Origin of the sequence: Planococcus salinus (genome assembly GCF_003719725.1) — a bacterium.
GTDB lineage: Bacteria > Bacillota > Bacilli > Bacillales_A > Planococcaceae > Planococcus > Planococcus salinus.
Genome location: NZ_RIAX01000003.1, coordinates 66628 through 91166, shown reverse-complemented (window position 1 = coordinate 91166; position 24539 = coordinate 66628). Strand labels below are relative to the sequence as shown.

Here is a 24539-nt window from a genome sequence, read left to right as displayed (position 1 = left end):
CGCAATGGATTTGCGATTTACTGAAGAACAGACCATGATGCGCAATATGGTGCGCGATTTTGCAAAAGAAGAAATTACACCTTTTATCGAACGGATGGAAGAAGGGGAGTTTCCGCGTGAAATTCTCGACAAAATGGCAGGACTGGGACTGATGGGCATTACTGCTCCTGAGAAATATGGCGGATCGGGGATGGATTTCACTTCTTACATCAGTGCCATTCACGAGTTGTCGAAGGCAAGTGGCGTAATTGGCGTTATTTTATCTGTCCATACTTCCGTCGGTACCAATCCGATTTTAAATTTCGGCACAGAACAGCAAATACAGAAATACGTACCAAAATTAGCTTCTGGTGAGTACTTGGGAGCGTTTTGCCTGACGGAACCATCTGCAGGATCAGACGCGGCAAGTTTGAAAACGAAAGCGGTCCTGAAAGATGACCATTACGTTTTAAACGGCTCAAAAGTGTTTATAACCAATGGCGGCGAAGCCGATACATATATCGTCTTTGCTTCCACCAAACCGGAAGCCGGTTCGCGCGGGATTTCAGCTTTTATTGTAGAAAAGGATTTTCCGGGATTGATTGTCGGCAAAGACGAAAAGAAAATGGGACTGTTTGGTTCACGTACTGTGCAGCTGACTTTCGACAATATGAAAGTGCCGGCAGAAAACTTGCTTGGTGAGGAAAACAAAGGTTTCAGCATTGCGATGGCGAACTTGAATGTCGGACGCATCGGGATCGCCGCACAAGCGCTGGGCATTGCGGAAGCAGCTTATGAATACGCAGTGGCATACGCAAAAGAGCGTGCGCAGTTCGGAAAACCGATTGCACAGCAGCAAGGAATCGGTTTTAAGCTGGCGGATATGGCGACGCAAGTGGAAGCGGCAAAATTGCTTGTTTACCAGGCGGCCGACCTATATGCCCAAGGAAAGAATTGCAACAAGGAAGCGTCGATGGCGAAGTTGTTTGCTTCAAAAGCGGCGATGGATGTGGCAATCGAGGCTGTGCAGGTTTTCGGTGGCTATGGCTATACGAAGGATTATCCGGTAGAGCGGTTGTTCCGCGACGCCAAAGTGACGGAAATATATGAAGGTACGAGTGAAATACAGCGAATTGTCATCAGCAAGCAACTATTAAAATGAGTGGAGGAAAAATAAATGAACTTTCAGTTGAGTGAAGAACATGTAATGATCCGCAAAATGGTGCGCGACTTTGCGACAAATGAAGTGGCGCCGACTGCAGCAGAACGCGATGAAGAAGAACGTTTTGACCGTGAAATGTTTGATCATATGGGAGAATTGGGGCTTACAGGAATTCCATGGCCGGAAGAATACGGCGGCATCGGCTCGGACTACCTGGCTTACTGCATCGCAGTGGAAGAGTTGTCACGTGTAGACGCTTCTGCCGGTGTTGTGCTTTCTGCACACACATCACTTGCAGGCTGGCCGGTTTATACATTCGGAACCGAGGAACAAAAGCAGAAGTACTTGCGTCCGATGGCTGAAGGCAAGAAAATCGGCGCATATGGTTTGACCGAACCGGCTTCCGGCTCGGATGCCGGAGCGATGAAAACGTCAGCTCGCGAAGACGGTGACCATTATGTATTAAACGGTTCAAAAGTGTTCATTACCAACGGGGGCATTGCCGATATCTATATCGTTTTTGCGGTTACCGATCCAGAATCCAAACATAAAGGGACGACTGCATTTATCGTGGAAAAAGATTTCGAAGGCTTTTCAGTGGGCAAGAAAGAAAAGAAACTCGGCATCCGCTCCAGCCCGACAACCGAAATCATTTTCGACAATTGCCGTGTACCGAAAGAAAATATCTTAGGTGAACTGGGCCAGGGCTTTAAAATTGCCATGCAGACGCTTGACGGTGGACGCAATGGTATCGCAGCACAAGCAGTCGGCATCGCTCAAGGCGCGCTTGATGCATCTGTCGCGTATGCGAAAGACCGTGAGCAGTTCGGCAAGCCGATTGTTGCAAACCAGGGTGTGTCTTTTAAATTGGCGGACATGGCGACTTCCATTGAAGCATCCCGCCTGTTGACCTACCAGGCAGCATGGCTTGAAACGAACAAATTGCCTTACAGCAAAGAATCCGCCATGGCGAAATTGATGGCAGGGGATACAGCGATGAAAGTGACCGTTGAAGCGGTGCAGGTTTTCGGTGGCTACGGCTATACGAAAGACTATCCGGTAGAGCGGTTCATGCGCGATGCGAAAATCACCCAAATTTATGAAGGCACACAGGAAATCCAGCGTCTGGTCATTTCCCGTATGGTCACAAAATAACCGGAGGTAACGCCTATGAACAAAAAGCGTGAAGTCGAGTCCTCGGTAAAAGACGAAAGCCTGATTGCGAAGCGACGCTCTCAAATGATCCGTGGTGCTGTCACTCTTTTTAAGCAAAAGGGTTTTCACCGGACGACAACCCGGGAAATTGCCAAAGCTGCGGGTTTCAGTATCGGGACATTGTATGAGTATATTCGGACAAAAGAAGATGTTCTTTATCTGGTATGTGATTCCATCTACGACGAAGTGCATACCCGACTGGCTGCACTCGACACAGAAAATGCCTCCATTGAAGTGCTGAAGACAGCGCTGCAGCATTATTACGGGTTGATTGACGACATGCAGGACGAATTTGTTGTCATGTACCAGGAATCAAAATCACTTCCGAAAGATGCTTTGCAGTACGTGTTGAACAAAGAAATCGAAATGGTGTCGCTGTTCGAGCGGTTGCTGAAGGAGTGCGTGGAAAGCGGGGAGCTGGAGCTCACACCAAAGGAAATTACACTGGCTTCCCATCATCTGTTCGTCCAGGGGCAAATGTGGGCATTCCGGCGCTGGGCATTGAATGATTTTACAATTGAAGAGTTCATCAATATGCAGACTCAATTTCTTTTGCAGGGGATGGCAGGAGAAAAAATCTCAATACAGGGGGCTTAACCAATAATGGCTACAATCCAGGAAACAAAGACATACAAGCCGCAACATCACATTCGTTTTGTCACTGCATCCAGCCTGTTTGACGGGCACGATGCATCTATCAACATCATGCGACGGATTTTGCAGGCAAGTGGTGTGGAAGTTATCCACTTAGGGCATAACCGTTCTGTGGAAGAAGTCGTAAACGCTGCTATCCAGGAAGATGTGCAGGGGATCGCCATTTCTTCCTATCAGGGCGGACACGTGGAGTATTTCAAATACATGCATGACTTGCTGCAGGAAAAAGGCGCAGGCCACATCCGTATTTACGGCGGAGGTGGCGGTGTCATACTCCCGCGTGAGATCAAAGAGTTGCATGATTACGGCATCGCCCGTATTTTTTCTCCGGAAGACGGACGCAAAAAAGGCCTGCAGGGCATGATCACGGAAATCGTGGAAGAATGTGATTTTTCAACCGTGAAACCGTCCTACAGTGTGGAAGACTTGTCTCCCGAAAATCCTGTAGCATTAGCGAATATCATTACAGCTGCTGAAGAAGCGCATACGCGTGACTCAAATGCAGACGAACTGATGGCTGCAGTGCGGGAACGGCAGAAAAACACGCCCGTCCTGGGGATCACCGGGACAGGCGGAGCCGGGAAAAGCTCGCTGACCGATGAGTTGATCCGCAGGTTCCTCAGTGAACTGCCGGGCAAGAATATCGCTGTTCTTTCCATTGACCCGACCAAGCAGAAAACAGGCGGAGCATTGCTGGGTGACCGTATCCGCATGAATGCAATTTTCAACAAGCGCGTCTTTATGCGCAGCCTTGCCACACGTGGTTCCCGGTCAGAGTTGTCTGCTGCGCTCGGCGATGTCCTCAATGTTGTCAAAGCGGCAGGATTTGATTTGATCGTTGTCGAAACGAGCGGCATCGGGCAGGGAGATGCTGAAATCGCCAACTTCTCCGATGTGTCGATGTACGTCATGACAAGCGAATTCGGGGCGCCTTCCCAGCTTGAGAAAATTGATATGATCGATTATGCCGACTTGATCGTCATCAACAAATTCGAACGCAAAGGCTCGGAAGATGCACTTCGCCAAGTTCAGAAGCAGTACCAGCGCAGCCATTTGCTGTGGGATAAAGACCTGGATGATATGCCGGTTTACGGCACCATTGCCAGCCAGTTTAACGACAAAGGGACCAATTCCCTGTTTGCCGCGCTTGTAGCGACGGTAAATGAAAAATGCGGCACGGATTGGGAAACGGACTATGAAAAATTCGTCAAGACACAAAAAGAAAACCTGATCATTCCAAATGACCGCCGCCATTATTTACGCGAAATCACAGAAACGGTGCGTGGCTACCATGCCAAGACAAAAGAGCAGGCTGCTTTTGCGCGCCGTTTGTTCCAGTTGGAAGGCGCCATCGAAGCGGTCAATGAAAAATCGCCGGATGATGCACTTGTCCAGTCACTGCAATCGCTGGCAGAGGGCGTGCGTGATGAGCTCACGGCCGAGTCAAAGCGCATTCTTGATAATTGGCAGGAGTTGAAGGAAGCGTATACTGGAGACGAATTCGTCTCGAAAGTGCGTGACAAAGAAATTCGGACCATTCTGCGTACGGAAAGCCTGTCAGGCATCAAAGTGCCGCGCGTGGTACTGCCGAAATTTCAGGACTACGGCGAAATCCTGACATGGGTTTATTCAGAAAACGTACCTGGTTCTTTCCCTTATACAGGCGGAGTTTTCCCGTTCAAGCGCGCAGGGGAAGATCCGAAGCGGCAGTTTGCGGGTGAAGGCACACCGGAACGCACGAACAGAAGGTTCCATTACCTATCGAAAGACGATGATGCCAAACGTTTGTCGACAGCGTTCGATTCGGTGACGCTGTACGGGGAAGACCCGGATCACCGTCCGGATATCTACGGCAAAGTCGGCGAATCAGGTGTCTCGATCTGTACGCTTGAAGACATGAAAATTCTGTACGACGGCTTTGATTTATGTTCACCGACCACTTCCGTATCGATGACCATCAATGGTCCGGCGCCGATCATCCTGGCGATGTTCATGAATACAGCGATCGATCAGCAAGTCAAAAAACGTGAAGAAGAACTCGGGCGCACATTGACAGTCGAAGAGTTTACAGAAGTCCGTGAAGGAACGCTGCAGGTGGTGCGCGGAACGGTTCAGGCGGATATTCTGAAAGAAGACCAGGGACAGAACACCTGCATCTTCTCGACGGAATTTGCGCTGCGCATGATGGGCGATATCCAGCAGTACTTTATCGATCACAAAGTGCGCAACTACTATTCCGTATCCATTTCGGGTTACCATATCGCAGAAGCTGGCGCCAATCCGATTTCACAATTGGCGTTCACGCTGTCGAACGGTTTCACTTACGTGGAATATTATTTGAGCCGCGGCATGCACATCGATGATTTTGCTCCGAACTTATCGTTCTTCTTCTCGAACGGCCTGGATCCGGAATATACCGTGATCGGCCGCGTGGCCCGACGCATTTGGGCAGTTGTGATGCGCGATAAATACGGTGCCAATGAACGCAGCCAGAAACTGAAATATCATGTTCAAACTTCCGGCCGCAGCCTGCACGCGCAGGAAATCGACTTCAACGATATCCGCACAACCTTGCAGGCATTGATGGCGCTGCAGGATAACTGCAACTCGCTTCACACAAATGCCTACGATGAAGCCATCACGACTCCGACTGAGGAATCTGTGCGCCGCGCAATGGCCATTCAGATGATCATCACGAAAGAGCATGGCTTATCGAAAAACGAAAACCCGCTGCAAGGTGCGTTCATTATTGAAGAAATGACGCAATTGGTGGAAGAAGCGGTATTGGCGGAATTTGATCGCATCAATGACCGCGGCGGCGTGCTTGGTGCGATGGAAACGCAGTACCAGCGAGGGAAAATACAGGAAGAGTCGATGTATTACGAAATGAAAAAACACACTGGCGAATTGCCGATTATTGGCGTCAACACGTACCTGAACCCGAATCCGCAATCGGATGACGACATCAACGCCATGGAAATCGCCCGTGCCACAAAAGAAGAGAAAGAGTCGCAAATCGAGAAATTGCGTGCCTTCCAGGAACGCAACCCGAGCGATGAAGCGCTCGACCGCCTGAAGCACGTTGCCAAAACGGGCGGCAATATCTTCGAGGAACTGATGGAGACAGTAAAAGTAGCCAGTCTCGGTCAAATCACGACGGCTTTATACGAAGTCGGCGGACAGTACAGACGGAATATGTAAATAGAAAAGCGGAACCGGCCGTTAAAAAATCCGGGCCAACAAGAAAAGGGCGTTTGCAGAAGCAGACGCCTTTTTTCTGTCTCATAAACCCCTGAAGTCGATATGGGAGAAGATTAACTGTATAATAGAAGGAAATTCACTGAAAAACAATGAAAGAAGATGTTCCCATGCCGAAATTTATTCATTACATAGTGATCATCCTCTGTATCGTTCTCGTTTTCTTTCTGTATAATAGAGCGTTGGGGTCCATACCGTTTTTGATCTTATCGTTTTATTTATTTTATTTCGGCTGGAAGCAGCTCGGAGGCAGAAAAAAGAAAACACGGTAGCGGAGTGCTCCGACATTGTATATAATGAATTAAGTTAATGATAGAAGAAGGGACGTGCGCAGTTTGAATATCCGTGAATTATCGAGAGAAGAACTGATAGAAGAGTCGTTTGTCGACTTGACATATGCATTATTGGCAGAATCCAAAGAAACAAAAACATATCCTGAATTGGTGGAACAGGTCCAGGAGCTATTGGATTTTACCGATGAAGAAATGAAGCCCCGTCTGGTGCAGTTCTATACAGACATGAACATTGACGGCCGCTTTTTGATTCTTGGAGAAAACCGCTGGGGGCTTCGTGAGTGGTACCCGGTCGAGCAAATTGAAGAAGAATCTGCTCCGACTGTAAAAGCGCGCAAGAAGAAAAAAGCGAAAGTGGCAGACGATGAAGACTTTGATGACATCGAGCTGGAATTGGAAGATGAATTGGAGTTTGACGACTTCGACGACGATGACACAGACGATGACGATGATGATGATGACGAAGAAGAAGTCATCAAACCGACAGCTGATGTGGAAATCATCGACTTTGATGCAGAAGACACCGATGACGATGAAGATGTGGATGTCCTCGTTGAAGACCTGGACGGCAATATCATCGACGAAGAAGACGATGAGGAAGAAGAGGAAGAGGAAGAAGATTTGAAGTAATCAGAACAATTTTTTACCTTGACTTCTGGAGCTGGACTGGATAAGATTTTATTGGGCTCCTTAAAAAGGAGAAATGATTCGTAACAGCTTACGCGCTCCCCTGCATGTTGCAGGAGGAGCGCTTTTTATTTTTACCATTCGAGGAGGAAACAGGCATGACGAAGTATATATTCGTAACCGGTGGTGTGGTTTCATCATTGGGCAAAGGAATTACAGCCGCTTCTTTAGGGCGTTTATTGAAAAACAGAGGTCTTAGTGTAACGATTCAGAAATTCGATCCATACATCAACATTGATCCGGGGACGATGAGCCCTTATCAGCACGGGGAAGTATTCGTAACGGATGACGGCGCAGAAACAGATTTGGACCTGGGCCATTATGAGCGTTTCATCGATATCAATTTGAACAAATACTCCAACGTAACGACAGGGAAAGTGTATTCCACGGTCATCAAGAAAGAACGTCGGGGCGATTACCTGGGCGGAACGGTTCAAGTGATTCCGCATATCACAAATGAAATCAAGGACCGTTTGCTGCGGGCTGCCAAAACAGCGAAAGCGGACGTAGTAATTACAGAGATCGGCGGTACGGTCGGCGACATTGAATCATTGCCTTTCCTTGAAGCGATTCGTCAAATGCGTTCAGACCTGGGCCGGGACGAAGTGATGTACATCCACTGTACACTGATTCCGTATTTGGGCGCTGCCGCGGAAATGAAAACCAAACCGACACAGCACAGTGTCAAGGAACTGCGCAGTCTGGGAATTCAGCCAAACCTGATTGTTGTGCGCACGGAACATCCGGTGCCACAGGACATGAAAGACAAAATCGCGTTGTTCTGCGACATCAAACCAGAAGAAGTGATCGAGTCGCGTGACGTCGATGTCATTTATGAAATGCCGCTTCGTTTGCAGGAGCAGAACATGGACCAGATCGTCCTCGACCATTTCGGAATTGAAGCGCCGGAAGCGGATATGACTGAATGGAACGAATTGGTCAACAAAGTGAAATCGTTGACGAAAACTGTCCGGATCGGCCTTGTCGGGAAGTATGTAGAATTACAGGATGCCTATCTCTCCGTAGTGGAAGCTTTGAAACATGCAGGGTTCGCATTTGATTCGGAAATTGAAGTGGACTGGATCAACGCTGAGCACATTACTGCTGAAAATGTTGCTGAAAAACTGAAAGACTGTGACGGGATCCTGATTCCAGGTGGATTCGGAGATCGTGGAGTCGAAGGAAAAATCGCGGCTACACAATATGCCCGTGAAAACAAAGTGCCGTTCTTCGGGATTTGCCTGGGCATGCAATTGGCTTCTGTTGAATTCGCGCGTCATATGATGAACCTTAACGATGCCCACTCGTCCGAATTGAACGCCCACACGCCTTACCCGGTCATCGACTTATTGCCGGAGCAAAAAGACGTGGAGGATTTGGGCGGCACACTTCGCTTAGGCCTGTACCCTGCGAAACTGGAAGTCGGTTCAAAAGCATATGAAGCATACGGGGAAGAATTGGTCTACGAACGCCATCGTCACCGCTATGAATTCAACAACGAATACCGTGAGCAATTCGAAGCAGCCGGCTTTAAATTCTCCGGCACCAGCCCGGATGGCCGATTGGTGGAAATCATCGAACTGGCAGATCACCCATGGTTCGTCGCCTGCCAATTCCACCCTGAATTCATCTCGCGCCCAACTCGCCCGCAACCACTGTTCCGTGAGTTTGTACGAGCTTCACTGGGTGAATAAAACAAAAGCCTTCCCGCTGAACGACAGGGGAAGGCTTTTTTATAAATTGGCTGTTCAGTCGGCGAGCATTTCGTCGATGGCCAGTTTGACGGCATGATAGACAAACAATGCCCCCATTGCATGGGGAACCACCGTGCGGCCGCCGTCTTCTGCCGGCAGCAGGCCTTTGTCGATGTTCAGCGACACAAAAGCGGACGCCAATTCATCCTGTTTCGACTCAGCGCTGAGCATGGCGAAAGGGATAAAAGCATCGGCCAGGCGCCCGGCCAGTTCATCGCCTTCATCTTTCTTTGCCAAAATCCAGACGCGGTCAGCACTGGTAACGATGCTGTCAGGCTGCCATTCCTGGACGCCTGGAAGCGGCTCAGTGCCATGGATGGCAGCAGCGGACACAGCCTGCAATTCACCGAAAGCGGCCAAGTAAATGGTTCCCTGACCGACAGCAGCCTGTGCCAAAAGACGGGCAGTGTCTTCAATGGCTTCATCTTGTTTGGAGATCCGCTGAAACAAGCCGGTCAATTGTGTAGTCAACATTTTCATAGTCTTCACCTCAATTTCACAGTATAGCAGACGAATTGGGGAAATGAACAACTCACGGAAGGAACGGGTGTCAATGAAAACAATATTGATTGTGGACGACCAACCAGGAATCCGCCTGCTGCTGGAAGAAGTGTTCACAAACGAGGGATATCAGACAGCTACTGCCAGAAACGGCATGGAGGCGTTCGAGAAAGTGCGGGAATGCGAACCGGACCTGATATTACTGGATATGAAGATTCCCGGAATGGACGGCATTGAGATTCTGAAAAAGCTGAAGGCAGACTGCAGCCGGATCAAAGTCATCATGATGACTGCATACGGGGAGAAGAATCTGATTGAAGAAACAATCAGCCACGGCGCCGTGCGCTATTTCACTAAACCGTTCGATATTTTCGAGGTCCTTCGTATTGTAAAGCAATTGTTACAAGACTGATATGCGCTGAAGTGGCGAAGGCAACTTGTTTTTGTTATGATATAGTAGATATTTTGCATGTAAGTCAGTCTGCGAACAGGCAGATGGTGGTGGCTGCGGCAATAGTGGCTGCCAGTTGAATACGATTGAAAATGGATGGAAGAGAGAAGCGTCCGTATGGCACCTTCTCTTTTTTCCGTCACAGAGGAGGAAATGTACACATGAAATTTTTTATTGATACAGCAAATTTCGACGAAATTAAAGAAGCACACGAATGGGGCATTTTATCCGGCGTTACCACAAACCCTTCATTGGTGGCGAAAGAGAAAAACGTGTCTTTCCATGACCGCCTGAAAGAAATTGCTGCACATGTCGATGGTTCGATCAGCGGCGAAGTCATCTCATTGGAAGCGGAAGAAATGATTAAAGAAGGCCGCGAATTGGCTGAATTGGCCCCGAACATCACAGTGAAATTGCCGATGACACCTGATGGTCTGAAAGCATGTTCCGTTCTTGCCGGAGAAGGCAAGAAAGTAAACGTCACACTGATTTTCAGTGCCAACCAGGCATTATTGGCAGCGCGCGCAGGAGCAGCTTACGTATCGCCATTCCTTGGCCGTCTTGACGATATCGGACACAACGGCATGGACCTGATTGCGACGATTTCGGAAATCTTCGCAATCCACGACATCAAATCAGAAATTATTGCAGCTTCGATCCGTCATCCGCAACATGTGACGGAAGCCGCTTTGAATGGTGCGCATATTGCAACAATGCCGATCAAAGTAATGAAACAAATGTTCAAACACCCGTTGACTGACAAAGGAATCGAAGCGTTCTTGTCTGATTGGGACAAGCGCTCTGTGGAGTAACCAAAGAAGGAGAAATACGATGGATGTTTATAAAATAAAAGGCGGCAAACGCTTATCAGGCACGATTAAAGTGAACGGAGCAAAAAATAGCGCGGTGGCATTGATTCCAGCGTCGATTTTGGCTAATTCACCTGTCGAGATAGAGGGTTTGCCGGAAATTTCTGACGTCTGGACTTTGAAAAGTATTCTGGAAGAGATCGGTGGCGACGTGACATTTGAAGACGGCACGATGAGCATCGATCCAACGGCGATGGTTGATATGCCTTTGCCGAATGGAAATGTCAAGAAGCTCCGTGCTTCCTATTATATGATGGGCGCCATGCTCGGCCGTTTCAAACATGCCGCGATCGGTTTACCGGGCGGATGTTTTCTGGGGCCGCGCCCGATTGACCAGCATATCAAGGGCTTTGAAGCACTCGGTGCAAAAGTGACGAATGAGCACGGAGCCATTTACTTGCGTGCGGATGAATTGCGCGGCGCGAAAATTTATCTGGATGTTGTCAGCGTGGGAGCGACTATTAATATTATGCTCGCTGCTGTAAGGGCAAAAGGACAGACGATTATCGAAAACGCTGCAAAAGAACCGGAAATCATCGATGTCGCCACTCTTCTGACCAATATGGGAGCAAAGATCAAAGGCGCAGGAACAAACATCATTCGTATTGACGGGGTAGAAGAGTTGAACGGCACCAACCATACCATCATTCCTGACCGTATCGAAGCTGGTACTTTCATGATTATGGCTGCAGCGGTAGGAGATGGCGTCACAATCGACAACGTAATTCCATTCCACATGGAGGCGTTGACGGCGAAATTGCGTGAAATGGGTGTGAAAGTGGAGGAAGGCGAAGAGTCGATTCACATTCCGAAGCCGACACAATTGCAGGCAATCGATGTAAAGACACTGGTTTATCCAGGATTTGCAACAGATCTGCAGCAACCGTTTTCCGTCTTGATGACGCAGGCGGAAGGTTCTTCCATGATCACCGACACCATCTATTCGGCTCGCTTCAAACACATTGATGAGCTGCGGCGCATGAATGCCAGCGGACGGGTCGAAGGAAGAGCGGCAATCATCACCGGTCCGACTCCGTTGACGTCTGCGACTGTGGTTGCGTCCGATTTACGGGCAGGAGCTGCACTTATTATCGCCGGACTGATAGCTGAAGGGGAAACCGAAATCCGTGAAATCTATCATGTCGAAAGAGGCTACTCCTCGATTGTCGAAAAACTGAAAGGGCTTGGCGCCGACATCCGAAAAGAAACGATTGACCCGGTCGCCAGCATGAAGTCCGACCTCAGCCAGGACGCAAATTGACCTCTGGTTAGCTTGTCAATATATGCTACAATAATGGTGACAGATTGAATGCTGAACGGGAGGAAATAAGACTATGGAACGAAGTTTATCGATGGAATTAGTACGGGTAACCGAAGCGGCAGCAATTGCTTCTTCAAAATGGATGGGCCGCGGCCTCAAAAACGAAGCCGACGATGCAGCCACTACAGCCATGCGAACGGTGTTCGATACAATCCCGATGCAGGGAGTCGTCGTCATCGGCGAAGGCGAAATGGACGAAGCTCCGATGCTGTATATCGGCGAAGAGCTGGGCACGGGACACGGTCCCGCAGTCGACGTAGCAGTGGACCCTCTTGAAGGGACGAATATTGTAGCAGCCGGCGGTTGGAATGCACTTGCTGTATTGGCCATTGCAGACCGGGGCAACTTATTGAATGCGCCCGATATGTATATGGAGAAAATCGCTGTCGGACCGGAATCGGTTGGCAAGATTGACATCAATGCGCCAATCATCGATAACCTTCGAGCCGTGGCCAAAGCGAAAAACAAGGATATAGAAGATGTCGTGGCAACAATTTTAGACCGGGAGCGGCATCAGGACATTATTCGCCAGATCCGTGAAGCCGGTGCCCGCATCAAATTGATCAATGACGGAGACGTCGCAGGAGCGATTAACACCGCTTTCGACAAAACCGGCGTTGATATCCTGTTTGGTTCCGGTGGTGCACCGGAAGGCGTGATTGCTGCTGTTGGCCTGAAATGTCTGGGCGGAGAACTTCAAGGCAAGCTTCTTCCTCAAAATGACGAAGAAGCACAGCGCTGCAAAGATATGGGGCTTGATGTCAACCAAGTTCTGATGATGGATGACCTGGTGAAAGGCGATGACGCCATCTTTGCGGCAACAGGAGTCACTGACGGAGAACTATTGCGCGGTGTGCAACTGAAAGGTTCTTTCGCAGAAAGCCATACACTTGTCATGCGTGCAAAATCCGGTACGGTCCGCTTTGTCGAAGGCCGCCATAGTCTGAAGAAAAAACCGAATCTGGTTATGAACGATTAAGAAAATGCAACTTCCAATCTGAGCCCGGCTCACTGCCGGGCTTCTTCTTTGAAAGATCTTTCCAACACTTTCTGTGACTGATCCTCAACTTAAAAAATCCTAAAAAAGAATAAGAGTGGTGTCTGATACATGGCAACGATAACAATTTCCTCATTGGAAAATATGACGCTAAAAGAACTGTACAATTTAGCGAAAGAGTACAAACTGACAAATTACAGCAAATTGACAAAAAAAGAATTGATTTTTGCTATCTTAAAAACCCGTGCTGAACAAGAAGGGTTTTTCTTCATGGAAGGCGTACTGGAAATCATCCAGTCTGAAGGGTTCGGATTCCTGCGCCCAATCAACTATTCTCCAAGCTCTCAAGACATCTACATTTCCGCTTCTCAAATCCGCCGCTTTGATCTTCGGAACGGTGACAAAGTTTCAGGAAAAGTGCGTCCTCCAAAAGAAAACGAGCGTTATTTTGGTTTATTGCAAGTGGAAGCAGTGAATGGGGAAGACCCGGAAGTGGCGAAAGAACGGGTTCACTTCCCGGGACTTACGCCGCTTTATCCTGATCGCCATATCCGTTTGGAAACATCACCGAAACAGTTATCCACGCGCATCATGGATTTGGTGGCACCGGTCGGATTCGGTCAGCGCGGCTTGATTGTGGCGCCGCCAAAAGCCGGAAAAACGATGCTGTTGAAAGAAATCGCCAATTCCATTACCACAAATCATCCGGAAGCGGAGCTGATTGTCCTGCTGATCGATGAACGTCCGGAAGAAGTCACGGATATTGAACGTTCAGTCAATGCCGATGTTGTCTCGTCGACATTCGATGAAATTCCTGAAAACCATGTAAAAGTGGCGGAACTGGTTTTGGAACGCGCCATGCGGCTGGTGGAGCATAAACGCGATGTGGTCATCCTGATGGATTCCATTACACGCCTTGCCCGAGCATATAATTTGGTAATTCCGCCAAGTGGCCGTACACTATCAGGAGGGATTGATCCAGCTGCTTTCCATCGTCCGAAACGCTTTTTTGGAGCGGCGCGGAATATCGAAGAAGGCGGCAGTCTGACGATTCTGGCAACAGCTTTAGTGGAAACAGGCTCACGGATGGATGAAGTGATTTATGAAGAGTTTAAAGGCACCGGCAACATGGAACTTCATCTGGATCGCAGCATGGCCGAACGCCGTATTTTCCCGGCGCTGGATGTCCGTCGCTCCGGCACGCGGAAAGAAGAATTGCTGATCGGCAAAAGCCATTTGGACAAGTTATGGGCCATCCGGAAAACGTTCTCGGATTCTACGGACTTCGGTGAACGCTTCCTGAAAAAACTCAGCCAATCCAAAACAAATGAAGAATTTTTCGAGCAGCTGAACAGTGAGTTGAAAGCTCACCGAAGCAGCAAGAAGATGATCTAACCACTTGCAAATGTCAGTGGAATTTGATATGATTATGAAAGTGAATGAAAGCAAAGCTATTGCATATACGGTCGAAAAGAACCGTGTAAGGCAATAGTAACCATATATTATAACTCTGTTCCAGATGGTTCAGGGCGGGAGGAGAAAAAAACATGAAAACAGGTATACACCCAGAATACAAACAAGCAACCGTAACTTGCTCATGCGGCAACTCTTTTACAACAGGTTCTGTAAAAGAAAACATCAATGTTGAACTTTGTTCAGAATGCCACCCATTCTACACAGGTCGTCAAAAATTCGCAGCTGCAGATGGTCGCGTAGACCGCTTCAACAAGAAATACGGCCTAAAAGAAGAAATCAACCAGTAATTGATAAAGAAATTATACCTGCCTTGCGCAAAAACGCTGGCAGGTATTTTTTTGTCCAGAATATATAAGTCGAATTAATGATTTTCAATAGAAGAAATTTCGTTACATATAAGTGAAAAAGCAGAAATACCTTTCTTTTTTGGGTATGATATTAATGATAAAGGTTTGAAAGGGGTCTCCATTATGTACGTCATGAAACAATCAGGCTGGGTGGAAGTGATTTGCGGGAGCATGTTTTCCGGAAAATCGGAAGAACTGATCCGCAGAGTGCGCCGTGCCCAATTTGCCAAACAGAAAATTGCGGTATTCAAGCCGAAACTCGATGATCGCTACAGCGAAGAAGCGGTCGTTTCCCATAATGGAGCGACTGTAATTGCTTTGCCCATCGGTCACTCAGAAGAATTGTGGCAGTATATAAGTGATGAGTACGATGTGATTGCCGTTGATGAAGCTCAATTTTTTGATGATAAGATAATTGAAAATGTACAGAAACTGGCCAACCATGGCTTCCGTGTCATCGTGGCAGGATTGGATCAGGATTTCCGTGGCCGTCCGTTTGGGCCGATGCCGTCCCTATTGTCCATTGCCGAGCAAGTGACAAAACTGCAGGCCGTCTGCACCGTCTGCGGCTCACCGGCAAGCCGGACTCAGCGCCTGATCGACGGAAAACCGGCAGGAGCCGATGATCCAACCATCCTGGTCGGTGCATCCGAAGCATACGAACCCCGCTGCCGCCACCACCACGAAGTGACGGCTGGAGTCACGGTAACTGAACGAAATTAATATATTATATAGTATATATAAGTTAAGCTTAATATGTTGGATTGCCGATATTCCGCAAAACAGCTGCGCTTGCCGCGGACTTGCGCCGAACTAACTCGGGCTTGGCGCCCGAGTGGATTTCGGCACTTCGCTATCCCGCAGGCAAGACATTGGCCGAAGGTAAGTTCGGTCAATGTCTTTGCGACGAAGCAGCGAAGCGATGCAGGAGCAGTACGGTTTTCTTCGCTGTTTTGCTCCATATCTTTAAATGAGGAAAATGTTTGTGGATGAGATTTGATATATCCACATACACTTTAGAAGAAAGAGCGGAAGGCGGCGACTCCTGCGGGAATAGCATGAGTCTTGAGACCCCACAGGGAGCGCAGCGACCGAGGAGGCTCAAGCCATGCCCGCGGAAAGCGTCCGCCTGGAGCGATTTCATCAATATTTAATTAATTAGTTCAACATTCTATAGAAAAAAACAAAGAAAACAGAAATAGAGGTGACGCCAATGTTTGATCGATTACAGGCAGTTGAAGACCGATATGATCGCTTGAACGAATTGCTGAGCGACCCTGAAATCGTCAGTGATACCAATAAATTGCGGGAGTACTCCAAAGAGCAATCCGATTTGCAGGAAACTGTGGAGGCTTACCGACAGTACAAAGATTTGAATGCCCAGTTGGAAGATGCCAAAGCGATGTTTGACGAAAAAATGGATGCAGACATGCGTGAAATGGTAAAAGAAGAAGTCAGCGAGTTGGAAGCTCAATTGAAAGAAGTGGAAGAGCGCCTTCACATTTTATTGATTCCAAAAGATCCGAACGACGACAAAAACGTCATCATGGAAATTCGCGGAGCTGCGGGTGGAGACGAAGCAGCTTTATTTGCAGGAGACCTTTTCCGGATGTACAGCCGCTACGCCGAATCGAACGGCTGGAAAGTGAAGATCATGGATTCTTCTCCTACAGGACTGGGCGGATTCAAGGAATTGGTGTTCATGATTACAGGAAAAGGCGCTTATTCAAAAATGAAATACGAAAACGGCGCCCATCGTGTACAACGCGTTCCCGAAACGGAATCCGGCGGACGCATCCATACATCGACGGCGACAGTCGCTTGCTTGGCGGAAGCGGAAGAAGTCGAAGTGGAAATTCATGATAATGATATCCGTGTCGATACGTATGCGTCTTCCGGTGCCGGAGGGCAGTCGGTAAACACGACCATGTCAGCCGTTCGTTTGACACATTTGCCGACCAATACAGTAGTTACATGCCAGGACGAAAAATCACAGATCAAAAATAAAGAAAGTGCCATGAAAGTTCTGCGTGCACGTGTTTATGATAAGTTCCAGCAGGAAGCGCAGGCCGAATATGATGCTGTCAGAAAATCAGCTGTTGGTACAGGAGACCGTTCAGAGCGCATCCGGACGTATAATTTTCCGCAAAACCGTGTCACTGATCACCGCATCGGCCTGACGATTCAGAAACTGGATCAAATTCTGCAAGGGAAAATGGATGAAATCGTCGACGCGCTGATTGTGGAAGAACAGTCTGCAAGAATGGAAAGCCTGAACAATGAATGATAGAAGAAAAGTGTATGAGGCCCTTCAAGGGGCTTCTTCTTTTTTAAAGGACAAAGGGCGTGAGGAAGCGGCTGCACGGATTCTTCTTCAGCATGAACTCGGCGTTACTTACAGCGGTCTGCTGGCTTCGATGAGAGAGGAAATCAGCGAAGGTGTTTTTCAGCGGTTTTGGCGAAACATCGAGTTGCACGGAGCGGGCACGCCGGTTCAGCATTTGACAGGAAGCGAGGAATTTTACGGCCGGACATTTCAAGTGAACAAAGACGTACTGATTCCAAGGCCTGAGACGGAAGAATTGGTGGAAGAGGCCCTGCAATTGATTGAGCGTCATCTTTCCGGCCGGCAGCTGGCGATTGCGGATATTGGAACAGGCAGCGGTGTCATAGCAGTTACGATGAAATGCGAATTGCCTGCGGCGCTTGTGGCGGCGACGGATATTTCAGAGGCGGCGCTTGCTACTGCGAAAGAAAATGCGAAACAGAACGGTGCAGAGGTCATTTTTCAGCAGGGTGATTTAGCCGCTCCGCTCAAAGGACGGAAATGGAATGTCATTTTATCGAATCCCCCTTACATCGCTTACAGTGAAGCGCCTGGTCTATCAGATACTGTTCATGACTTCGAACCGCATGAAGCTCTGTTTGCGGAAAAGGAAGGGCTTGCCCTTTACGAAGAAATGGCACGCCAACTGCCGGATATTGTGGATGACCAGTGCATAATCGGTTTTGAAATTGGCCATACACAAGGAAGCGCTGTGGCACAGTTATTGAAAGAGGCCTTTCCACAGGCGAAGGTTTATGTAAAAAAAGATATCAACAAAAATGACCGAATGGTTTTTGCGTTGTTGAATGAGTTACCCACAAATTAGGCGGATGTTGTTGTAAGATACCCACAGTTTGTGGATAATAGGATAAAAAGCTTTGTAAATAGGAGATGTTTGCGTGGAAACGAAAACGATTCTTGTGGATAGAAATGTGAATAAGGAAGAAACTTATACACAAGCTGTAGAACTGATCAAAAATGGCGAGCTGGTCGCTTTTCCGACGGAAACAGTATATGGACTGGGAGCAGATGCCACCAACCCGCTGGCTGTTGATAAAGTGTTCGAAGCAAAAGGCCGACCGTCTGATAATCCGCTGATTGTCCACGTCGACTCCAAAGAAACTGCCCTGAAATATGTGGAGAATGTGTCAGATAAAGCGATTGCTTGCATGGATGCTTTTTGGCCGGGGGCTTTGACATTAGTAATGAAAGCAAAATCAGATACTTTTGCTGGAAATGTGACAGCAGATCTTCAGACGGTGGGGATACGGGTGCCCAACCATCCAGTAGCGCTGAATTTCCTGAAACGTTTAAAGCTTCCGGTTGCAGCACCGAGTGCCAATACGAGCGGAAAACCAAGTCCGACGATGGCAGAGCATGTTTATCATGACCTGGAAGGAAAAATCCCGCTGATTTTGGATGGTGGGGCGACCGCTGTCGGTATTGAATCCACAGTGCTCGACATGACCAGCGAACCACCTGTCATTTTGCGGCCAGGCGAAGTGACCAAAGAGCAGATTGAACAACTGGTCGGCTCTGTACGGCTGTCGTCGGATCCAAAAGGCAACACCCCCAAATCACCGGGCATGAAATACATTCACTATGCTCCGGAAGCACCGGTTTATTTGATTGAAAACGATCATTCGCTGGTCAACAAAGCGATTAAATACTTGCATGATAAAGAGAAGAAAGTAGCTGTACTCAGCAGCAGCGAATTCCCGGAAGCGGATTTCTATTTTCCTCTATCGGCAAAAACGCTGTATGACAGTTTGCGCAAATGCGATATGAGCGAAGCGGATCTGATTTTAGCGGCAGTGTCGGACGATGAAAAAAATGACGCGATGATGAACCGGTTGGAAAGAGCAGCAGATCATAAATGGTTTAGTTGAATTTTCGAAAGCAGGTGTAACATGAATATCTTTTTCATATGTACCGGAAATACATGCAGAAGCCCAATGGCAGAAGCCATCCTATCAGCCAAGCAATTGCCTGATGTGGAAGTTCGTTCTGCTGGCCTTTTTGCCGGCGAGGCTCCATTGTCTTCGAACGCTCAGGCCGTGCTTGAAGAACAGGGAATCGAATTTGAACATACTTCAAAGTCATTGGAACCGGAAGACGTCCAGTGGGCTTCTTTGATCTTGACCATGACGGAATCCCATAAGCGGCTGGTCATGCAAAGTTATCCGGAAGCATCTGACAGGATTTTTTCACTGAAAGAATTTGTGGAAGGCAGAAAAGAAGATGTTTCCGACCCGTACGGCGGTTCTTTATCCACCTATACCGCAACATTCAATGAATTGAAAAGGTTGCTTGACCGATTAGCAGATAAAATTGCTGAAGAGTGAATGGCAGAAAACGCTGCGTGAAAATGGAATTGCCGCTTGCATAGGTGCAAGCGGTTTTTTGTGTTGAAAAAGGTTGAGCGCTCACAGACTCCGAGCGAGTGGTCATAGGCTTCGGTTGCCCAGTCAGCGTAGTGGTTTGTATGAATTTGACGGCAAAGATGGTAAGATAAACATAAGAATATGACGAAAAGAGGGCTTTACATGAAAATTGCAATCTCATCAGATCACGGTGGAAATAATTTGCGCAAGGAAATTGTCAACTTGCTGAACGAGTTGGGCATTGATTATAAAGATTTTGGACCACAGACAGACGATTCCGTAGATTACCCGGATTATGCAGCACCGGTGGCAGAAAGAGTGGCAAACGGAGAGTTCGACCGGGGAATCCTGATTTGCGGGACCGGCATCGGCATGTCGATTTCGGCCAACAAAGTCAAAGGCATCCGTTGTGCGCTGGTTCATGACGTATTCAGTGCAAAAGCGACAAGAGGCCATAACGATTCCAACGTACTGGCTATGGGCGAACGCGTCATCGGACCGGGGCTTGCCCGTGAAATCGCGAAAACCTGGCTGACTGAAGAATTTGAAGGAGGCCGTCACGAAAAGCGGGTTCAGAAAATCACAGCTTTAGAACAATAATAAGGAGGAGTCGACATGCAGACATTGTGGCAATTGCAACTCGAGGAAAATCTGAGTGAATTGGAGCAGCAAATCGAATTCAAAAAAGGCCAAGTGTTTGTAGTCGGCTGCTCAACTTCTGAAATTGCCGGAAAACGCATTGGTACGGGCGGCGGATTGGACATTGCCGAAAGCCTGTTTGAACCGTTTGTGAAATTTGCGGCGAAGCACGGCCTTTACCTGGCCTTCCAGGGCTGTGAACACATCAACCGTGCATTGACGATCGAACGCGAAGCAGCTGAGAAATACGGCTGGGAACCTGTGACAGTCATCCCCGTCGCCAAAGCCGGCGGCTCGATGAGTGCTTATGCATTTTCGAATATGGAAGATCCTGTAGTAGTGGAAGAAATCCAGGCCCATGCAGGAATCGATATCGGGCAAACCATGATTGGCATGCATTTAAAAAGAGTGGCCGTTCCGGTGCGAACTTCTGTTAAACTAATAGGTGAAGCGATCGTGTCCGCTGCGACCACACGGCCGAAACTCATCGGCGGGGAGCGGGCGAGCTATGATCGTGAGCTTGTTCAATCACAGGAGGGATATCAGAATGGAATTGATTAAGGCGCAGGACCCGGCAGTATTTGAAGCGATGAACGCTGAAAAGGATCGTCAGGAAGCGAACATCGAACTGATTGCATCAGAGAACTTTGTTTCACAGGCAGTAATGGACGCGCAAGGCTCAGTGTTGACGAATAAGTACGCAGAAGGTTATCCGAACAAACGCTATTATGGCGGATGCGAATTCGTGGATGTTGTGGAAAACATCGCACGTGACCGTCTGAAAGAAATTTTCGGAGCAGACCATGCAAACGTTCAGCCGCATTCCGGATCGCAGGCGAACATGGCGGTTTATACAGCGATTCTTAAGCAAGGTGACACAGTCCTTGGGATGAACCTGAACCATGGTGGTCATTTGACACATGGCAGCCGTGTCAACTTCAGCGGCATGACATATAATTTTGTGGAGTATGGTGTCAATGAAGAGACGCAACTGATCGATTATGATGTAGTCCGTGAAGTGGCACTCGAGCACAAACCTAAGTTGATCGTCGCTGGGGCAAGTGCGTATTCCCGTGTACTTGATTTTGCGAAATTCCGCGAAATTGCAGACGAAGTCGGAGCTTATTTGATGGTGGATATGGCACATATTGCAGGTCTCGTTGCCACTGGAGCTCATCCAAGTCCTGTGCCGCATGCCCATTTTGTCACTTCAACCACGCATAAGACACTTCGTGGCCCGCGCGGTGGATTGATTCTTTGCACAGAAGAGTTTGCGAAAAAAATCGATAAGACGATTTTCCCTGGAATCCAGGGCGGCCCGCTGATGCACGTGATTGCTTCGAAAGCGGTAGCGTTCGGAGAAGCTCAACAGCCGGAGTTTGAAACGTATATTGATCAGGTAGTGAAAAACGCAAAAGCATTGGCTGAAGGCTTGATGGCTGAAGGTGTGGGCATCGTTTCCGGCGGTACAGACAACCACGTGATGCTTGTCGATCTTCGTGAATTGAACTTGACCGGGAAAGTAGCGGAGCATTTACTGGATGAAGTCGGAATTACGACAAACAAGAACACCATCCCGTTTGACCCGGAGAGCCCATTTGTCACATCCGGACTGCGTCTCGGGACACCGGCCGTTACATCGCGCGGCTTTAAAGAGCCGGAAATGAAGGAAGTGGCTTCCATCATTGCCTCACTTCTGAAAAATCCTGAAGACAACGATATAAAACAACAAGCCGCTGAACGTACGGCGAAACTGACGGCAAGTTTTCCGTTATATAAATAAGGGAATACAGCTGCCAAGAGCTTAAGGCTGGCAGCTGTATTTTTGTTCTGTACATATTGGATCTGGAGGGACTGCGTATGCAACTACATAAAATGAGCGAAGAGAAACAAGTGGTCATTGATTGGCTGCGCCGTCTCGGGGTGGAATTCCAGACAGGATTCCTGGTCATCAACCCGGAATCGGAAGATCTCCCAATTGTTTATGCAAACGATGCTTTTTATGAAATGACCGGGTATTCAGAAGAAGAAGTGCTTGGCAACAACGGCCGCTTTCTGCACGGCATCAAAACAGACAGGGAAGTCAGCGGACAAATCAGGGAATACACGCTGGCCAACAAAGCCGGTACTTTTGAAATTGTCAATTACCGTAAAGATGGTCGGCCATTTTGGAACGAAATCACGATACAGCCGCTTTTCATCCAGGAAAAAAAGTTTATGTTTACGTTATTGTTGCAAAAAGACATTACGGAGCGGAAAAGAGCAGAGGCGCTCATTAAAATACAGCAGGACATTTACACGGGCATCGAAAAAGGCCATATGTTAAGTGTGCTGCTGCAACAAGTTTGTGATACAGCAGAATCGTTTTTTGCAGATGGTGCAAAATGCACGGTATTGATGGTTGACGAACAGGAGCGCTTTCGAATTGCAGCAGGTAAATCGATGCCGGAAGAATTCCATCAAGACATTGATGGCCTCCAAGTCGAAGCCGATGTGGGAACGTGCGGCGCTGCTTTTCATCGCCAGGAAGCGGTTGTCAGCGTAGACACGGCCAAAGATCCCTTATGGGAAAAGCACAGGAAGCTGGTCAAAGAATTTCATTTGGCATCGAGTTGGTCAGTTCCGATCACCGACACAGCAGGCAACTCAATCGGCGCATTCGCAATATATTTCTCTTCCGTAATGACACCGGCTCCCGATGATTTGCGGTTTCTGGAACAGGTGGCCCCAAGTGTAGCGTTGGCTGTCAAGTATTCCAGGGAACAGGAAGAAGTGCTGCGCCTGGCCTATATCGACAAAGAAACCGGCTTGTCGAACCGGAATTATTTCATGAATGAGCTCACCGGTTTGTTGGAAGAAGGCAAAGAAGGGTTTGTCGCTTTTATCTCACTCGATGAATACGTCAAAGTAGTCGATCAATACGGTCATCGTGAAGGCGATCTGCTCATCCGGGAAATCGGCAGGCGGTTTATGCGGGATCCATGGATTTCCCGGCATTTCGTTGCCCGTTTTTCTGATTCGACTATCGCTTTTGTCAGCTTGTCTCCATTAAAAGACCTCACGGAAAACCTGGAGCGCATCAAACAATGCGTAGAAAAGCCGGTTTCCATTCAGGATCTGGAATTATTCATGACCATGAAAATGGGGATTGCACTCATTACGCCAAATCGGCGGGATGGAGACGAACTGATCCGCCATGCGGACAGCGCTCTGTCCAAAGCCAAGCTCGGTACCGGTGAATCCATCTGTTATTTTGAAGATGAGCACGATCAGATCATGAGAAGGGATTTGCGTTTGGCCAGTGAATTGACGGCAGCTTTGAATAGAGGCGAAGTGGATGTTCATCTACAGCCGAAAGTGGAATTGAAAACCGGAGAAATTGTCAGTTTCGAAGCGTTGGCCAGGTGGGACTCCCCCGAGCTGGGGCCAATCGGTCCGAATGTTTTTATTCCTGCGGCCGAAAAGAACGGAAAAATAAGAGTGTTGGAGCAGAAAGTTTTCTTGCGCGTAATGGAATGGCTGAAAAAAAGACAGGATAGGGGACAGCGACTTCGGCCTGTAGCCATCAATATTTCAGCGGAACATTTTTTCCATCGGTCTTTTATTCCCTATCTGGTTGATACAGCAGCCGAATACGACATTGACCCGAAATGGATTCGTCTTGAAATTACCGAGCGGATCGGATTTGTGGATATTGATACGGCATACAAAGTGTTCAAGCAATTGAATGACTACGGCTTCACCAGCTCTGTCGATGACTTTGGCACCGGGTATTCCTCGCTCAGTTACTTGCAGAAGCTGCCGGTAAGCGAGATCAAAATCGACCGTTCCTTCATATCAAATATGGAAGGCGAAGGAACTTTGGCGATTGTCCGGACCATTATTCAACTTGCGGAAAACCTGAATATGTCTGCTGTAGCCGAAGGCATTGAAACGGAGACGCAACGCCGGACCTTACTGGCACTTGGCTGCCGATACGGCCAGGGCTATCTGTTTCATAAGCCCATGCCACTGGACGAAGCCAATTTACTATAGACCGTTGCTGACAAGCTTCGGTTTTTTTTGTGTCCAAATTAAGGCGATCAGATTTTTGTTCAATAAGAAGGACAGATGAAACGTGGCTGTACTACGGTCAGTGACGGAATTCCTGACGCGGGGCTCTTCTTTTTCTGAATACTCTCAATGATTTCTGGCGTCCCTCGCAATGATCGATTTCTGTTATACTG

Annotated in this window: 22 protein-coding genes; 21 read left to right on the top strand and 1 reads right to left on the bottom strand. The window is 48.2% G+C overall.

The window, feature by feature from the left end:
• Positions 1-4 precede the first annotated feature (4 nt).
• The 6 genes from EEX84_RS05225 (at position 5) to EEX84_RS05195 (ending at position 8942) form a co-directional block, all read left to right on the top strand.
• Entirely contained in the window at positions 5-1141 is a 1137-nt protein-coding gene (locus tag EEX84_RS05225; protein ID WP_123164549.1) for an acyl-CoA dehydrogenase, read from the top strand.
• Positions 1142-1156: 15 nt separating this feature from the next.
• Entirely contained in the window at positions 1157-2296 is a 1140-nt protein-coding gene (locus tag EEX84_RS05220; RefSeq protein WP_123164548.1) for an acyl-CoA dehydrogenase, read from the top strand.
• Positions 2297-2311: 15 nt separating this feature from the next.
• The gene (locus tag EEX84_RS05215) at positions 2312-2953 is read left to right on the top strand and encodes a TetR/AcrR family transcriptional regulator (RefSeq protein WP_123164547.1); all 642 of its coding nucleotides are present in this window, start codon (positions 2312-2314) and stop codon (positions 2951-2953) included.
• 6 nt (positions 2954-2959) lie between these two features.
• A complete protein-coding gene (gene icmF, locus EEX84_RS05210; protein WP_123164546.1) occupies positions 2960-6211 on the top strand; it encodes a fused isobutyryl-CoA mutase/GTPase IcmF in 3252 nt (1083 codons plus the stop codon).
• Positions 6212-6603: 392 nt separating this feature from the next.
• Positions 6604-7191 (top strand): DNA-directed RNA polymerase subunit delta, encoded by a 588-nt coding sequence (gene rpoE, locus EEX84_RS05200; protein WP_123164833.1) that lies wholly within the window; start codon positions 6604-6606, stop codon positions 7189-7191.
• A gap of 155 nt (positions 7192-7346) precedes the next feature.
• Positions 7347-8942, top strand: coding sequence for a CTP synthase (locus EEX84_RS05195; RefSeq protein WP_123164544.1), 1596 nt, complete (start codon positions 7347-7349; stop codon positions 8940-8942).
• 54 nt (positions 8943-8996) lie between these two features.
• Here EEX84_RS05195 and EEX84_RS05190 read toward each other — a convergent pair whose 3' ends face one another.
• Entirely contained in the window at positions 8997-9482 is a 486-nt protein-coding gene (locus EEX84_RS05190) for a DUF2529 family protein (RefSeq protein WP_123164543.1), read from the bottom strand.
• A 73-nt stretch (positions 9483-9555) separates the two neighbouring features.
• Between EEX84_RS05190 and EEX84_RS05185 the strand changes: the two genes are divergently transcribed.
• The 15 genes from EEX84_RS05185 to EEX84_RS05115 all read left to right on the top strand — a co-directional run bounded on the left by EEX84_RS05185 (position 9556) and on the right by EEX84_RS05115 (position 24348).
• Positions 9556-9915, top strand: coding sequence for a response regulator (locus tag EEX84_RS05185; protein WP_123164542.1), 360 nt, complete (start codon positions 9556-9558; stop codon positions 9913-9915).
• Between the two features lie 200 nt (positions 9916-10115).
• Positions 10116-10766 (top strand): fructose-6-phosphate aldolase, encoded by a 651-nt coding sequence (gene fsa, locus EEX84_RS05180; RefSeq protein WP_123164541.1) that lies wholly within the window; start codon positions 10116-10118, stop codon positions 10764-10766.
• 19 nt (positions 10767-10785) lie between these two features.
• Positions 10786-12084, top strand: a complete 1299-nt coding sequence (locus tag EEX84_RS05175; RefSeq protein WP_123164540.1) for a UDP-N-acetylglucosamine 1-carboxyvinyltransferase — start codon at positions 10786-10788, stop codon at positions 12082-12084.
• Positions 12085-12157: 73 nt separating this feature from the next.
• Positions 12158-13123, top strand: coding sequence for a class II fructose-bisphosphatase (gene glpX / locus EEX84_RS05170; protein WP_123164539.1), 966 nt, complete (start codon positions 12158-12160; stop codon positions 13121-13123).
• 129 nt (positions 13124-13252) lie between these two features.
• Entirely contained in the window at positions 13253-14536 is a 1284-nt protein-coding gene (rho, locus tag EEX84_RS05165; protein ID WP_123164538.1) for a transcription termination factor Rho, read from the top strand.
• A gap of 152 nt (positions 14537-14688) precedes the next feature.
• The gene (gene rpmE, locus EEX84_RS05160) at positions 14689-14904 is read left to right on the top strand and encodes a 50S ribosomal protein L31 (protein ID WP_123164537.1); all 216 of its coding nucleotides are present in this window, start codon (positions 14689-14691) and stop codon (positions 14902-14904) included.
• A 183-nt stretch (positions 14905-15087) separates the two neighbouring features.
• The gene (locus EEX84_RS05155; RefSeq protein WP_123164536.1) at positions 15088-15687 is read left to right on the top strand and encodes a thymidine kinase; all 600 of its coding nucleotides are present in this window, start codon (positions 15088-15090) and stop codon (positions 15685-15687) included.
• Between the two features lie 490 nt (positions 15688-16177).
• Positions 16178-17251, top strand: a complete 1074-nt coding sequence (prfA, locus tag EEX84_RS05150) for a peptide chain release factor 1 (RefSeq protein WP_123164535.1) — start codon at positions 16178-16180, stop codon at positions 17249-17251.
• On the top strand, positions 17244-18116 hold the full coding sequence (prmC, locus tag EEX84_RS05145; protein WP_123164534.1) for a peptide chain release factor N(5)-glutamine methyltransferase: 873 nt from the start codon (positions 17244-17246) through the stop codon (positions 18114-18116). Before prfA ends, prmC begins: the two co-directional genes overlap by 8 nt.
• Positions 18117-18189: 73 nt before the next feature.
• Positions 18190-19179, top strand: a complete 990-nt coding sequence (locus EEX84_RS05140; RefSeq protein WP_123164533.1) for an L-threonylcarbamoyladenylate synthase — start codon at positions 18190-18192, stop codon at positions 19177-19179.
• A 21-nt stretch (positions 19180-19200) separates the two neighbouring features.
• Positions 19201-19635, top strand: coding sequence for a low molecular weight protein arginine phosphatase (locus tag EEX84_RS05135; protein ID WP_123164532.1), 435 nt, complete (start codon positions 19201-19203; stop codon positions 19633-19635).
• A gap of 201 nt (positions 19636-19836) precedes the next feature.
• Positions 19837-20274: a ribose 5-phosphate isomerase B gene (gene rpiB / locus EEX84_RS05130; RefSeq protein ID WP_123164531.1), complete on the top strand. Its 438-nt coding sequence runs from the start codon at positions 19837-19839 to the stop codon at positions 20272-20274.
• A gap of 15 nt (positions 20275-20289) precedes the next feature.
• A complete protein-coding gene (locus EEX84_RS05125) occupies positions 20290-20874 on the top strand; it encodes a TIGR01440 family protein (protein WP_123164530.1) in 585 nt (194 codons plus the stop codon).
• Positions 20861-22096, top strand: a complete 1236-nt coding sequence (glyA, locus tag EEX84_RS05120; RefSeq protein ID WP_123164529.1) for a serine hydroxymethyltransferase — start codon at positions 20861-20863, stop codon at positions 22094-22096. Before EEX84_RS05125 ends, glyA begins: the two co-directional genes overlap by 14 nt.
• Before the next feature lie 77 nt (positions 22097-22173).
• Positions 22174-24348 (top strand): bifunctional diguanylate cyclase/phosphodiesterase, encoded by a 2175-nt coding sequence (locus EEX84_RS05115; RefSeq protein WP_123164528.1) that lies wholly within the window; start codon positions 22174-22176, stop codon positions 24346-24348.
• Positions 24349-24539: the final 191 nt, after the last annotated feature.